Annotated in this window: 13 protein-coding genes; 9 read left to right on the top strand and 4 right to left on the bottom strand. The window is 69.9% G+C overall.

From position 1 onward, the window contains the following. Window positions 1-314 precede the first annotated feature (314 nt). The 8 genes from ABIC63_RS25475 to ABIC63_RS25440 all read left to right on the top strand — a co-directional run bounded on the left by ABIC63_RS25475 (window position 315) and on the right by ABIC63_RS25440 (window position 9,327). Window positions 315-1,373 (top strand): LacI family DNA-binding transcriptional regulator, encoded by a 1,059-nt coding sequence (locus ABIC63_RS25475; RefSeq protein WP_354321835.1) that lies wholly within the window; start codon window positions 315-317, stop codon window positions 1,371-1,373. A gap of 47 nt (window positions 1,374-1,420) precedes the next feature. Beyond that, the gene (locus tag ABIC63_RS25470; RefSeq protein WP_354321834.1) at window positions 1,421-2,431 is read left to right on the top strand and encodes an ABC transporter substrate-binding protein; all 1,011 of its coding nucleotides are present in this window, start codon (window positions 1,421-1,423) and stop codon (window positions 2,429-2,431) included. Between the two features lie 4 nt (window positions 2,432-2,435). Further along, window positions 2,436-3,239 carry an ABC transporter permease gene (locus tag ABIC63_RS25465; protein WP_354321833.1) on the top strand — a complete coding sequence of 268 codons (804 nt, stop codon included), beginning with the start codon at window positions 2,436-2,438 and terminating at the stop codon, window positions 3,237-3,239. Between the two features lie 80 nt (window positions 3,240-3,319). After that, window positions 3,320-4,042, top strand: a complete 723-nt coding sequence (locus ABIC63_RS25460; protein WP_502935913.1) for an ABC transporter permease — start codon at window positions 3,320-3,322, stop codon at window positions 4,040-4,042. Further along, window positions 4,032-5,090 (top strand): ABC transporter ATP-binding protein, encoded by a 1,059-nt coding sequence (locus ABIC63_RS25455; protein ID WP_354321831.1) that lies wholly within the window; start codon window positions 4,032-4,034, stop codon window positions 5,088-5,090. The genes ABIC63_RS25460 and ABIC63_RS25455 overlap by 11 nt, the downstream gene beginning before the upstream one ends. Further along, entirely contained in the window at window positions 5,090-5,920 is an 831-nt protein-coding gene (locus ABIC63_RS25450; protein ID WP_354321830.1) for a phosphodiesterase, read from the top strand. Before ABIC63_RS25455 ends, ABIC63_RS25450 begins: the two co-directional genes overlap by 1 nt. A 172-nt stretch (window positions 5,921-6,092) precedes the next feature. Then, the gene (locus tag ABIC63_RS25445; protein WP_354321829.1) at window positions 6,093-7,760 is read left to right on the top strand and encodes a Na/Pi cotransporter family protein; all 1,668 of its coding nucleotides are present in this window, start codon (window positions 6,093-6,095) and stop codon (window positions 7,758-7,760) included. An 898-nt stretch (window positions 7,761-8,658) separates the two neighbouring features. Beyond that, window positions 8,659-9,327: an NAD(P)H-dependent oxidoreductase gene (locus ABIC63_RS25440; RefSeq protein ID WP_354321828.1), complete on the top strand. Its 669-nt coding sequence runs from the start codon at window positions 8,659-8,661 to the stop codon at window positions 9,325-9,327. Between the two features lie 99 nt (window positions 9,328-9,426). Here the strand turns inward: ABIC63_RS25440 and ABIC63_RS25435 are convergent, their stop codons facing one another. After that, window positions 9,427-9,984, bottom strand: a complete 558-nt coding sequence (locus tag ABIC63_RS25435; RefSeq protein WP_354321827.1) for a DUF924 family protein — start codon at window positions 9,982-9,984, stop codon at window positions 9,427-9,429. Between the two features lie 127 nt (window positions 9,985-10,111). Further along, window positions 10,112-11,125, bottom strand: coding sequence for a bile acid:sodium symporter family protein (locus ABIC63_RS25430; protein WP_354321826.1), 1,014 nt, complete (start codon window positions 11,123-11,125; stop codon window positions 10,112-10,114). Between the two features lie 69 nt (window positions 11,126-11,194). Between ABIC63_RS25430 and ABIC63_RS25425 the strand changes: the two genes are divergently transcribed. Next, complete coding sequence (locus ABIC63_RS25425; RefSeq protein ID WP_295524470.1) at window positions 11,195-12,112, top strand: LysR family transcriptional regulator; 918 nt, start codon at window positions 11,195-11,197, stop codon at window positions 12,110-12,112. Between the two features lie 30 nt (window positions 12,113-12,142). On the opposite strand, the gene ABIC63_RS25420 is transcribed toward ABIC63_RS25425, so the two are convergent. Further along, window positions 12,143-13,138 (bottom strand): quinone oxidoreductase family protein, encoded by a 996-nt coding sequence (locus ABIC63_RS25420; RefSeq protein WP_354321825.1) that lies wholly within the window; start codon window positions 13,136-13,138, stop codon window positions 12,143-12,145. Window positions 13,139-13,223: 85 nt separating this feature from the next. Then, window positions 13,224-14,024, bottom strand: a complete 801-nt coding sequence (locus tag ABIC63_RS25415) for an SDR family oxidoreductase (RefSeq protein WP_354321824.1) — start codon at window positions 14,022-14,024, stop codon at window positions 13,224-13,226. Window positions 14,025-14,032 lie beyond the last annotated feature (8 nt).

The following is a 14,032-nucleotide window of genomic DNA, read 5'->3' as shown; positions in this document are numbered from 1 at the left end:
GTGGCCTTCTCGCTGTTCAAGCAACACGCGATGTTCGATGCCCGCCTGGCGGCCACTGTCGCTTGACGAGAACCATAGAACCTCAGCCCGAACGGACCCAAAGGCTGCGTTCGGCACGCCCGGCGGCAAGCACGCCCGACTGCACGCGCATCCGCGCCGACGGGCACGCCGCGCAAAGCGCCGTGCCTTTCTCTGACGCCCGGCGCACCACCAGCCCCGGGTAATCCCGGTTCCCGAATGCGTCATGACGGTGTCACATGCGCACCTTCAAATGAAAACGTTTACATGATGTTTTCCATCGAAGGTTTCTCCGCATGAGCATCCAGGCCGTCGCCGACAAGGCCGGCGTCTCCATCGCCACCGTCTCGCGCGTGTTCAACGCGCCCGACAAGGTGCTGCCCGCCACGCGCGCGCTGGTGGAGTCGGTCGCGCGCGAGCTGGGCTACCTGCCCAGCGCCAGCGCGCGCACCCTGCGCACCCAGCGCAGCCGGGTGCTGGGCGTCGTGCTGCCCACGCTGCTCAACCCCACCTTCGCCGAATGCCTGCAGGGCTTGGCCCAGGCCGCGGCCGAGGCCGGCCATGCCATCGTGCCGCTGACCACCGGCTACGACCTGGACGCCGAGCAGCGCGCGGTCGACCAGCTGCTCGCCCGCGAGGTCGAAGGCATGGTGCTGGTCATCTCCAATCCGCCGACCTCCGCCGCGCTCGCCCGGCTGCAGGCGCGCCAGCGGCCCTATGTGCTGGCCTACAACCGGCATCCGGCGCATTGCTGTGTGGCGGTGAACAACGAGGCCGCCTCGGCCGAGGCCGTGGCGCATCTGGCCGCGCTGGGGCACCGGCGCATTGCCATGGTCAGCGGCACGCTTGCCCAGTCCGACCGCTCGCAGCAGCGGCACCGCGGCTTTCTGGCCGGCATGGCCGCCGCCGGGCTCGAGGCGCCGCCGCTGATCGAGGTGCCCTTCGTCGAAGCGGCGGTCGACGCGCTGCGCGAACGGCTCTCAGCCAGCGACCGGCCCACTGCCCTGTTCTGCTCCAACGACCTGCTTGCCATCCGCGCCGTGCGCGCAGCCCACCTTGCCGGCCTGCGCGTGCCGCAGGACCTGTCGGTGATGGGCTTCGACGGCATCGCGCTGGGCGACGAGCTCACACCGCGGCTCGGCACCATCGAGCAGCCCGCCGCCGACATCGGCCGCCGGGCCGCACAGCTGCTGGTGGCGGCGCTGGACGAGCAGCGCACGCCGCTGCCCGCGGACAGCCTGCTGCTGCCGCACCGCCTGCGCACCGGCGAATCATGTGCACCGCCGCCAGTCATGGCGGCCGACGAGCCCGCCTCCCCCACAACCCCCAAGAGCCGACGCCGCCCCGCGCGCTGAACCGGCCTGCCTCTGTCCGTCCCTCTCCCATCCAAAGGAACGCTTCCATGACCTCCAAGCTCCTCGCCGCCACCCGCCTCGCAGTCGCCGCCGCCGGCTTCGCCGCCACCGCGGCCTTCGCGCAGACGGCCATCTGCTACAACTGCCCGCCCGAATGGGCCGACTGGGGCAGCCAGATCAAGGCCATCAAGGCCAGGACCGGCGTCACCGTGCCGCCGGACAACAAGAACTCCGGCCAGGCCCTCGCACAGCTGGTGGCCGAGAAGGCCAGCCCCGTGGCCGACATGACCTACCTGGGCGTGACCTTCGCCATCCAGGCCCAGAAGGACGGCGTGGTGCAGCCCTACCAGCCCGCCAACTGGAAGGACATTCCCGATGGGCTCAAGGACCCGCAGGGGAACTGGTTCACCATCCATTCGGGCACCCTCGGCTTCATGGTCAACGTGGATGCGCTCAAGGGCAAGCCGATCCCGAAGTCGTGGGCCGACCTGCTCAAGCCCGAGTACAAGGGCCTGGTGGGCTACCTGGACCCGGCCTCGGCCTTCGTCGGCTACGTGGGCGCGGTGGCGGTGAACCAGGCGCGCGGTGGCAGCATGGACGACTTCAAGCCGGCCATCGACTACTTCAAGGCCCTGCAGAAGAACGAGCCCATCGTGCCCAAGCAGACCGCCTATGCCCGCGTGCTCTCGGGCGAAATCGGCATCCTGCTCGACTACGACTTCAACGCCTACCGCGCCAAGTACAAGGACGGCGCCAACGTGGCCTTCGTGATCCCGAGCGAAGGTACGGTGGTGGTGCCCTACGTGATGAGCCTGGTGGCCAAGGCGCCGCATGCGGCCGACGCCAAGAAGGCGCTGGACTTCGTGCTCTCCGACGAAGGCCAGGCCGTGTGGGCCAAGGCCTATCTGCGGCCGGTGCGCGCAAGCGCCATGCCCAAGGACGTGGAAGCGCAGTTCCTGCCTGCCAGCGAGTACGCCCGCGCCAAGCCGGTGGACTACGCGAAGATGGCCGGCGTGCAGAAGGCCTTCTCCGAGCGCTACCTGAAGGAAGCGCGCTGAGCCGATGCAGCGACCGCAGCTGATCCTGCTGGCCTGCGCCCTGCCGGCCGGCATCTTCTTCCTGGCCTTCTGGCTGCTGCCCGCGCTGCAGCTACTGGCCCTGCCGGCGCGCGAAGGGGCTTCGGCCTACTTCGCGGTGCTGACGCAGCCGCGCTACCTCACGAGCATGCTGCAGACGCTGGCGCTGTCGGTGGTGGTCACGCTCGCCACCCTGCTGCTGGGCGCGGCCGTCGGCCTGTACCTGGCGCGCCAGCGCTTCGCGGGCCGCCGGCTGCTGCTGGCGGTGCTGACGCTGCCGCTGTCCTTTCCGGGCGTGATCGTGGGCTTCTTCGTGATCCTGCTCGGCGGCCGGCAAGGGCTGGTGGCCGACATCTCGTCCAGCCTGGGCGGCGAACGACTGACCTTCGCCTACGGGCTGCTGGGGCTGTTCCTGGCCTACCTGTACTTCTCGCTGCCCCGGGCCATCGCGGCCTACACGGCGGCGGCCGAGGCCATGGACCCGGCATTGGAAGAGGCCGCGCGCTCGCTCGGCGCCTCGCGCATCGCCATTGCGCGCGACGTGTGGGTGCCCGAGCTGGCGCCCACCACGCTGGCCTGCGGCGCCATCGTCTTCGCCACCGCCATGGGCGCCTTCGGCACGGCCTTCACGCTGGCGAGCAAGTTCGAGGTGATCCCCATCACCATCTACGACGAGTTCACCAACTACGCCAACTTCGCGCTCGCGGCCTCGCTGTCGATCGCGCTGGGGCTGGTGACCTGGGCCGTGCTCTTCATTGCGCGGCGCTTCAGTGGGGAGGCCGGCGCATGACCACGGCCCGCAGCGGTACATCGCGCTCGCCCGTGTTGGCGACGCTCACCGGCCTGGTGGCCTTCTTCACGCTGGCGCCCATGCTGCTGTCGGTGCTGGCCGGCCTGGTGACCAACTACGGACGCGGCTGGCGCAGCGGCTTCACGCTGCGCTGGCTGGTGGAGGTGTGGGACAGCTACGGCAGCACCGTCACCGGCTCGCTGCTGCTGGCCGCGACCTGTGTGCTGTGCACCGTGCTGCTGGGCGTGCCCTGCGCCTGGGCCCTGGCACGCAGCCGCACGCGCGCGGCCCGCCTGTTCGAGGAGCTGCTGACGCTGCCCGTGGCCGTGCCGGGCCTGGCCACGGCCCTGGCGCTGATCCTCGCCTACGGCCAGGTGCAGGGCTTTCGCCAGAGCTATGCCTTCATCCTGGTGGGCCATGTCGTCTTCACCCTGCCGTTCATGGTGCGCACCGTGGCCTCGGCCTTCCAGCGGCGTAAGCTGGTGGCGCTGGACGAGGCCGCGCGCACGCTGGGCGCGAGCTTCGTGCAGCGCTTCCTGGGTGTGCTGGTGCCGGCCGTGTTCCCCGCCATCGTGGCGGGCTGCCTGATGGTGTTCACGCTGTCGGTGGGCGAGTTCAACCTCACCTGGATGCTGCACACACCACTCACCCGCACGCTGCCCGTGGGCCTGGCCGACAGCTATGCCTCGGCCCGCATCGAGATCGGTTCGGCCTACACCCTCGTCTTCTTCCTCGTCATCCTGCCCGTGCTCTGGGGCCTGCAGGCCGCCGCGGACTTCATTCGCAAACACCATGGAACTTGAACGAACGGCCATCGACATCGAACGCTGCGCCAAGACCTATGCCGACGGCACGCGCGGCCTGCAGCCCACCGACCTGCATGTGGAACCTGGCGAGGTGCTGGCCCTGCTCGGCCCCTCGGGCTGCGGCAAGACCACGCTGCTGCGCCTGATTGCCGGCCTGGAGGGCATGGACGCGGGCGGACGCATCCTCTTCGGCGGCCAGGACGTGAGCGACCGTCCGGTGGAGCGGCGCAACGTGGGCATGGTGTTCCAGAGCTATGCCCTCTTTCCGCAGATGAGCGTGGCCGCCAACATCGGCTACGGTTTGCGCATCCGCGGCACGCCGGCGGCCGAGGTCGAACGCACGGTGGGCGAGCTGGTGGAGCTGACGCGCCTGACCGGCCTCGAACACAAGCGCCCGTCCGAGCTCTCCGGCGGCCAGCGCCAGCGCGTGGCCCTGGCCCGCGCGGTGGCAGTGCGCCCGCGCGTGCTGCTGCTCGACGAGCCGCTGGCCGCGCTGGACGCCAAGCTCAAGGAGTCGCTCCGCGACGAGCTGGCCGAGTTGCTGCGCCGGCTGCACATCACGGCCGTGCACGTCACGCACGACCAGCAGGAGGCCCTGGCCATCGCCGACCGCTTGGCGGTGATGCGCGGCGGCCGCATCGTGCAGGTGGGCCGCGGCGAGGACCTGTACCGCACGCCGGCCCATCCCTTCGTGGCCGAGTTCCTGGGCCGGGTGAACCGCCTCGACCGCAACGACGCCGCGCGCCAGCAGGGCGTGGTCATGCTGGGCGGCGTGGCGCTGCCCTGCCCCGATGGCCTGGCCGCGCAACCGGCGCTGCTGGTGCGGCCTGAGGACATCGAACTCGGCCCCCCGCAGACCGGCTGGGGCCAGGCCCGGGTCGTGCAACGGACCTTCCTGGGCGAGCGTGTGCAGCTGCGGCTGGACACCGGCGACCAGCCGCCGCTGCTGGCCGAGGCTGGCCGCGACTGCCCTTGGCAGCAGGACCAGCAGGTGGGCATCCGCACCACCGCCGACCGCCTGATGCCCGCCACGGAGATTGCCTGATGACCCGACCCACCTTCCTCGTGCAGCTCACCGACCTGCACATCCGCGAACCCGGCCGCCTGGCCTATGGACGTATCGACACCGCGCCCTACCTGCGTGAGGCGGTGGCCAGCGTGCGGCGGCTGCGGCAGGCGCCCGACGCCATCGTGATCACCGGCGACCTGAGCGACTTCGGGCGCGAGGCGGAATACGCGCACCTGGCCGAGCTGCTGGCGCCCCTGGGCGCCACGCCCGTCTACCTGCTGCCGGGCAACCATGACGAGCGGGTGCAGCTGCGCCGCAGCTTTCCCACGCACGGCTACCTGGGCGACGGCGAGTTCGTGCAGTTCAACGTGGCGGTCGGGCCGCTGCGGCTGATCGCACTCGACACGGTGACGCCCGGCGCCTCGCATGGCTCGCTGTGCAGCCGCCGGCTCGACTGGCTGGCGCGCGAGTTGGAGGCCAGCCGCGGGCAGCCGGTGGTGATCGCCATGCACCATCCGCCCTTCCGCACGCTGATCGGCCACATGGACGACATCGGCCTGCTCGAAGGCGCGGCCGAGCTGGAAGCGCTGGTGCGGCAGCATCCCAACGTGGAGCGCATCATCTGCGGCCACCTGCACCGCGCCATCGACGTGCGCTTCGGCGGCACCGTGGCCAGCACCGCGCCGGCCCCCGCGCATCAGGTCTGCCTGGACCTGGCGCCCGATGCGCCCTCGGCCTGGACGCTGGAGCCGCCCGGCTTTCGCGTGCATGCGTGGGACGGCCAGCGGCTGGTGACGCACCTGGCCGCAAGCGGCGTCTTCGAGGGGCCGTATCCCTTTCATGACAACGGCGCGTTGATCGACTGAACGCCACATCCATGACGGACCAGCCAAGGCCTGCGCTCTGCTGGCGCTGCGCACCCGCATGCAGCGGCCGCAGAGAACTGGTCCTCAGCCTACGGCCAGGCTGGCACGAGGCGTGCAGAATGGTTGCCCCGTTTTCCACTGCCACTCTTCACGAAGGAGACGCACCCCGTCCATGAAGCATCTGCTGAACCTGCTTGCCGCCGTCGCCCTGCTCGTGTGGGGCACCCATCTCGTGCGCACGGGGGTGCTGCGCGTGTTCGGGGGCGACTTGCGCAGGTTGTTGCAGCGCAGCCTGGGCAACCGCTTCTCGGCGGCTCTGGCGGGCATCGGCGTGACGGCGCTGGTGCAGTCGAGCACGGCCACCTCGCTGATGACCTCGTCCTTCGTGGGGCAGGGGCTGATCACGTTGCCTTCGGCGCTGGCGGTGATGCGCGGCGCTGACATCGGCACGGCGCTGATGTCGGTGCTGTTCTCCACCGATCTTTCCTGGCTGTCGCCGCTCTTCATCTTCACGGGCGTGGTGCTGTCGATCACCCGGCCGGCCAGCGCAGCGGGGCGGTTCGGCCGCATCCTGATCGGCCTTGGGCTCATGCTGCTGGCACTGCAGCTGGTGGTGCAGGCGACCGGCCCGCTGTTCGAGAGCGAGGCCATGCGCGCCGTGATCGCCTCGATCACCAGCGACCTGATGCTGGAGATCACGGTGGGCGCTGCGCTGGCCGTGGTCGCCTACTCCAGCCTGGCCGTGGTGCTGCTGGTGGCGGCGATGGCCACGGGCGCGGTGGTGCCGTTGGACGTGGCGCTGGGCCTGGTGCTCGGTGCCAACCTCGGCAGCGGGCTGCTGGCCGTGCTGACGACGGCCAAGTCGCCGCCCGCGGTGCGGCAGGTGACCGTGGGCAACTTCCTGTTCAAGCTGCTGGGCGTGGTGATCGCGGCGCCCTTTGTGGGGCTGGTGCTGCGTCACGCGCCGACCTCGCTCGTGGATTCGCCGGCGCAGCTGGTCGTGATGTTCCACCTGGCCTTCAACGTAATCGCGAGCGTGGCCTTCATCGGTCTGACGACGGCCGTGGCCAAGCTGTCGATGAAGCTGGTGCCGGTGCCCCGCACGCCGGCCACCGGCTCGCGGCCGCGGCACCTCGACCCTTCTGCACTCTCCACGCCCACCCTGGCCATCTCCAACGCCGCGCGCGAGGCGCTGCACCAGGCCGACGTGGTGGAGAGCATGCTGATCGGCGTGCTCACGGTCATCCGCAGCAACGACCTGCGGCTGGCCGAGGAGTTGCGCAAGATGGACGACCAGGTCGACCGGCTCTACTCGGACATCAAGTACTACCTCACCAAGATCTCGCGCGAGGCGCTGGGCGAGGAGGAGAGCCGGCGCTGGACGGACATCATCAGCTTCACCATCAACATGGAGCAGATCGGCGACATCATCGAGCGGGTGATCTCCGACATCGAGGACAAGAAGATCCGGCCGCACCGCAACTTCTCCGAGGCGGGCATGGCAGAGATCGTGGAGATGCACGAGCGACTGGTGGCCAACCTGCGGCTGGGCATGAGCGTGTTCCTCAACGGCAATGTGCGCGACGCGCAGAAGCTGCTGGAGGAGAAGGTGCGCTTCCGCGATCTGGAGCGGGCCTATGCCAACACCCACCTCACGCGGCTGATGGACCGCACGGCGCCGAGCATGGAGACGAGTTCGCTGCACATCGACCTGATCAGCGACCTGAAGCGCATCAACTCGCACATCTGCTCCATCGCGTACCCGATCCTGGACTCGGCGGGGGCGCTGGCGCCCAGCCGGTTGCGGTCGTCACTGGTCGGGGCGGACGACCCGCACTGAGGGCTTTGACACGGCCCGTTGCTGGCTGCCGCGCGATACAGGTGTCGGTCAGGGCGGGTGCGCCGGTCCGGACGGGGGCGGGCCACCGCCCGGACCGGAACTGACCGCCGGTGCTGCAAGCCCGCAAGCCCGCAAGCCCGCAGCGACGCGAGGACGCGAGGACGTGAAGAGGCGAAGAATCCGTCCGTATCACCGCCCCCAACAGTTCGGGCTGAGCTCGTCGAAGCCCTGCGCAGCCCTGAAAAGGCAAGGCACGCCTTGAGCATCGTTGCTGCACGGCATGACGCCGGCAATGACCTCGAAGCGCCGCCGAGAGCCCACAGCCTTCGTACCGGCCGATCGAGCACCCGGTGTCCGCGCGCGAGGAATGGCCCGGCGCGGGCGATTTGCGAGGCGGCGAGAAGCGCAGCGGACCCGGCCGCGGGCCTGCCGAAGGACAGGCCCGCTTCGTGATCTGACTCGCGGCAGTTGTTTGAGCGGAGCTGCCGCAGGCAGCGCAGCGAGTTCTGCCGCGGGCCGGGTTCGCGAGCATCGCAGCGGAGTCGGCACGCAGTGCCGACCGCCTTGCCATGAGCCCACGCCGGGCCGTTCCTCGCGCGCCCGCCCTGCCCTCAACCAGGCTGGCTCCCCAAGCGTCCCACCAAATCCGCCCAACTCAAACGGTCCATCCACACCCCACCCAGCAGCGCCTCAGCCAACCGGCCCAAGCACGCCAAGTCCGCGGCCACCACGGGCCTGATCCGCCGAGCCCCACCGCACTTACACCATTCGCCGCACCGTTGCTCGCCGTCACGCAGACCACCGGCCGCGCTCGGGATATTGAGCTGACCCAAGGCTGACATCCACGCACCCGCACGATGATCAGCGCCCTCTGAAACCACGCCTGGGAGAAGGCCCGATGAACGACCTGACGAAGCACCACCAAGACGCCACCGGACTGCTGGACACGCTGCAGTGGCGCTACGCCACCAAGAAGATGGACCCCGCCAAGGCCGTGCCGGCCGACAAGGTCGAGCGCATCCTGGAAGCGATCCGCCTCGCGCCCACCTCCAGCGGCCTGCAGCCCTTCGAAGTGATCGTCGTCACCAACCCCGAAGTGCGCCAGCGCATCCAGGCCATCGCCTGGAACCAGGCCCAGGTCACCGAAGGCTCCCACCTGCTGGTCTTTGCCGCCTGGGACCACTACACGGCCGAGCGCATCAACCACATGTTCGACCTGGTGAACGAGGAGCGCGGCTTCCGCAACGAAGGCTGGGAGGCCTACCGCCAGAAGCTGCTGGCCGCCTACCCGGGCCGGCCCGCCGAGCAGAACTTCGAGCATGCCGCCCGCCAGGCCTACATTGGTCTGGGCGCGGCCGTCATCGCCGCCGCCTTCGAGCAGGTCGACAGCACGCCCATGGAAGGCTTCGACCCCGCCGCGCTCGACGAGATCCTGCAACTGCGCGCGCGCGGTCTGCGCAGCGTCGCGATCCTGCCGCTGGGCTACCGCCAGGCCGACGGCGACTGGCTGGTGAACCTGAAGAAGGTGCGCCGCCCGCGCGAGCAGTTCATCACCGAAGTGCGCTGATCGCGCACACCCCCCGTGGCGCGCTTCGGCGCTGCGCTGCGGGGCCTGTCTGTGTTCAGGCTTTGCGCCAGTTCAACGCCGATGATCGACGACGTCGGCTCAACCCGCGAAGCCGCCCTCGGCCAGGAAGGCCTCCTCCTCCGGCGTGCTCTGCCGCAGAAGGATCGCGTTGCGGTGCGGGAAGCGCCCGAAGCGCTCGACGATGTCCCGGTGCTCCTCGCCATGGCGCAGGGCCTCGGGCGCGAGGCGGCGGTAGAGCGCGACCGAGCGCTGCTGGTCGGCCAGCTCTTCCGAATGCGCGAAGGGCAGGCAGAAGAAGAGCCGCAACGGCGGCTCCACCCCCATCTCATGCCCTTGATCCAGTGCCCGGCTGGCAACGGCCCGCGCGCGCGGATCGGTCGCATACATGTGGGCCGTTCCACGAAAGGCATTGCGCGGGAACTGGTCCAGCAGGATCAGCAGCGCCAGGGCGCCTGTCGGCGTCGCAGCCCAGTCATCGCGTTCACCGCGCGCCGCCGCCAGATGCGACTGAAGGTAGCGGTCGAACAGCGCCGCATCGAAGGCATCGCTCTTGCGGAACCAGTTCGGCTGCGAAGCACGCCAGAAATCCACGAGAGCAGCGGCTTCGGGCGGAATGGAGGCGGAAGGCGACGTCATGGGCAGGGGGGGCCGCGCAGGCTGCGACAGGAAAGGGGGCCGGCATGATGCCAGCCATGGTCCACCGGGGCCGTCGAGCCTTCGAATGGACCCGGCTCGCGGCAGCGGCTCTGGAGGAAACGACCGTTCAGGCCGTCCGCGGCGCCGCAGCCGCTGCGCCATCGGCGAGCGCCGGCTCGGCCCGCCGCGCATAGCGCTGCGCCAGCACCGCGCACACCATCAGCTGGATCTGGTGGTACAGCATCACCGGCAGCACGATCGGCCCCACCGCCGAGGCAGGGAACAGCACGTTGGCCATGGGCACGCCGCTGGCCACGCTCTTCTTGGAGCCGCAGAACACGATGGCGATACGGTCCTCGATGGAGAAGCCCAGACGCTTGGCGACGGCGTTGGTGACGCCCAGCGCCAGGGCCAGCAGCAGCGCACTCACCACCGCCACGGCGATCAGGGCAGACAGCGGCAGTTGGTGCCACAGGCCCTTCACCACCGCGGCGCTGAAGGCCGTGTAGACCACCAGCAGGATCGAGCCCTGGTCCACCCACTTCAGCATCTTGGCATTGCGCTGCACGAAGCCACCGACCCAGGGACGCAGCAGGTGACCGGCCACGAAAGGCACCATCAGCTGCAGCAGGATGCGGCCGATGGCGTCCAGCGAGGCATCGGCATGGTGGCCGGGCACCACCAGCAAGTTGACCAGCACCGGCGTCAGCAACACGCCCAGCAGGGTAGAGGCCGAGGCGCTGCACACGGCCGCCGGCACATTGCCGCGGGCCATGGCCGTGAGCGCGATGGACGACTGCACCGTCGAAGGCAGCACGCACAGGTACAACACGCCGGTGTAGAGCGTTGGCGTGACCAGCGGCTGCAGCAGCGGCTTGAGCGCGAGCCCCAGCAGCGGGAACAGCACGAAGGTGCTGGCCAGCACCAGCAGGTGCAGCCGCCAGTGGCCCACGCCGGCCAGCACGGCCTCGCGCGACAGCCGGGCGCCGTGCAGGAAGAACAGCGCCGCGATGGCGATCGTGGTGAGGGTTTCCATGCCGACCGCCACGCGCCCCTGCGCGGGCAGCAGGCTGGCCAGGGTCACGGTGCCGATCAGCATCAGCGTGAAGCGATCGGGCAGGAAGCGGGCGAGCGATGTCATGAGGCGATTGGACGCCTCTGCTCCATCAAAGGGAAATGGATTTATCTGATGGTTTTATGATCCAGCCGCATGAATGTGTCGCTGCGCCAGCTCCGTGTCTTCCTTGCCGTGGCGCAGCTGCGCAACTTCAGCCGGGCCGGGCAGGAGGTGGGGCTGACCCAGCCTGCCGTGAGCCGCGCCATCCACGAGCTGGAGTCGCAGCTGGGCCTGAAGCTGCTGGACCGAACCACGCGCGAGGTCGCCCTGACCGAAGCGGGCCGGGCCCTCGCGCTCAAGCTGGCACGCGTGCTGGACGAGCTGGACCAGTCCCTCGCCGAAGTGCGCGACCTGGGCCGACTGCGCCGCGGCAAGGTCCGTGTGGCCAGCAGCCCGACGCTGTCGGCCTACCTGATGCCAGCCTGCATCGCCGCCTGCGTGCGCGAGGAGCCCGACATCCAGCTGCTGCTGCTCGACCGCATCCAGCAGGACGTGCTCACCAGCGTGCGGGCCGGCGAGGTGGACTTCGGCGTGGTGATCGAGCCCTCCGCCGACGAGGACCTGCATTCCGAGGCCATCATGCGCGACCCCTTCGTGCTGGTCCTGCCGCAGGGGCACCGGCTGGCGCGCAAGTCGGCGGTGCCCTGGTCCGCGCTGGACGGCGAGCCGCTGGTGCTGCTGGACCATGCCTCGGGCAGCCGGCGGCTGATCGATGAGGCGCTGGCGCGGCATGGCGCGCAATGTCCGGTGTCGCAGGAGCTCGGCCATCCGACCACGGTCTTCCAGATGGTGGTGGCCGGCCTGGGCATCAGCGTGATGCCGGCCCTGGGCCTGCCGCCGGGCGGCTTGAACGGCCTGCAGGTGCGGCCGCTGACGCCCAAGGTGGAACGGGCCATCGTGCTGGTGCACCGGCGCAACCGCCAGCCTTCGCCGCTGGCGTTGCGCGTGTGGGAACTGGTGCGCGCCACCGCGCGCGAGCGCGAAGCGCAGGGCGCCGTTCCCTCCGCCTGAAGTGCCCCGCGCAAGACGAGGCCGCGGCGGTCAGTCCAGCGTGAGCACGGTGCAGCCGGTGGTCTTGCGGGCTTCCAGGTCGCGGTGCGCCTGCTGCACGTCCTCCAGGCGGTAGCGCTGCTCCACCGGGATCTTGACCGCGCCGCTCTGCACCACGGCGAACAGGTCGTCGGCCATGGCCTGGGTGCTTTCGCGCGTGGCGATGTGGGTGAACAGCGTCGGCCGCGTGATGTAGAGCGAGCCCTTGGCGCCCAGCTGGCCGATGTTGACCGGAGGCACCGGTCCCGAGCCGTTGCCGAAGCTGGCCAGCAGGCCGAAGGGCCGCAGGCTGTTCAACGAACCCTCGAAGGTGTCCTTGCCCACCGAGTCGTAGACCACCTTCACGCCCTTGCCGCCGGTGATCTGCCTGACCCGCTCGGCGAAGTCCTCGCGGCTGTAGTTGATGCAATGCGCGGCGCCGTGGGCCAGCGCCAGCTCGCACTTGGCGTCACTGCCGGCGGTGCCGATCAGTTGCAGGCCCAGCGCCTTGGCCCACTGGCAGGCGATCAGGCCGACCCCGCCGGCCGCCGCGTGGAAGAGCACGAAGTCGCCCGGCTGCAGGCCTTCGGCGGGCAGCGTCTTCTTGAGCAGGTACTGCGCCGTCAGGCCCTTGAGCATCATGGCCGCGCCGGTCTCGAAGGAGATCGCGTCGGGCAGCCGGCACACGCAGCGCGCCGGCATCACGCGGCGCTCACAGTAGGCGCCGGGCGGCTGGCTGGCGTATGCCACGCGGTCGCCCACGGCAAGATGCGTCACGCCCTCGCCCACCGCCTCGACCACACCGGCCGCCTCCATGCCCAGTTGCAGCGGCATGGGAAAGGGATAGAGGCCATTGCGCTGGTACACGTCGATGAAGTTCAGGCCGACCGCATGGTGACGCACACGGATCTCGCCGGCGCCGGGTTCACCGACCTCCACCTCCACCAGCTTCAGTTCCTCGGGACCGCCCTGGCGGTCGATGCGGATGGCTTTGCTCTTCTGGCTCATGGGTTCATCTCCTGGGTTGTCGTGCGGGATCGCAGCCGATGCGGGGCGGGACCGGGCGCCCTTGCAAGGCGCCGGTCGCTGCGGGTCAGTAGGTGCCCGGGTACGCGCCGCCGTCCGCCAGCCAGTTCTGGCCGGTGACATAGGCCGCATGCATGCTGCACAGGAAGGCACAGATGGCGCCGAATTCCTCGGGCGTGCCGAAGCGGCGCGCGGGAATGGTCTTCTTGCGTGCCTCGTGAATGGCGTCCACGCTCTGGCCGGTCTTCTTGGCCGCGGCGGCGGCGGTGCCCTGCAGCCGATCGGTGTCGAAGCTGCCGGGCAGCAGGTTGTTGATCGTCACGCCCTTGGCCGCGAGACCGGTGCGCGCCACGCCGGCCACGAAGCCCGTCAGGCCGCTGCGCGCGCCGTTCGACAGGCCCAGGATGTCGATCGGCGCCTTCACCGAGCTGGAGGTGATGTTGACGATGCGGCCGAAGCCACGGGCGGCCATGCCATCCACGGTCGCCTTGATCAGCTCGATGGGCGTGAGCATGTTGGCGTCCACGGCCTTGATCCAGGCTTCGCGGTCCCAGTCGCGGAAGTCGCCGGGCGGCGGACCACCGGCGTTGGTGACCACGATGTCGTAGTCGGCGTGGGAGGCGAAGGCCTGGGCACGGCCCTCGGCGGTGGTGATGTCGGCCGCCACCCATTTGACGAATGGCGCATCGCCACTACTGGCCGGGCGCTCGGCCTCCAGCTTGGCGGCGGCGGCCTGCAGCGCCTCGGCGCCGCGCGCCACGATCACCACATTGACGCCCTCGCGCCGCAGCGCCTGCGCGCAGCCAAAGCCCAAACCCTTGCTGGCGCCGCACACCAGCGCCGTTCTGCCTGCAATACCCAGATCCATGTGTAGAA

This window comes from Pseudacidovorax sp. 1753, assembly GCF_040544975.1.
Lineage (GTDB): Bacteria > Pseudomonadota > Gammaproteobacteria > Burkholderiales > Burkholderiaceae_C > Xenophilus.
This window is presented reverse-complemented; position numbering and strand designations above follow the sequence as displayed.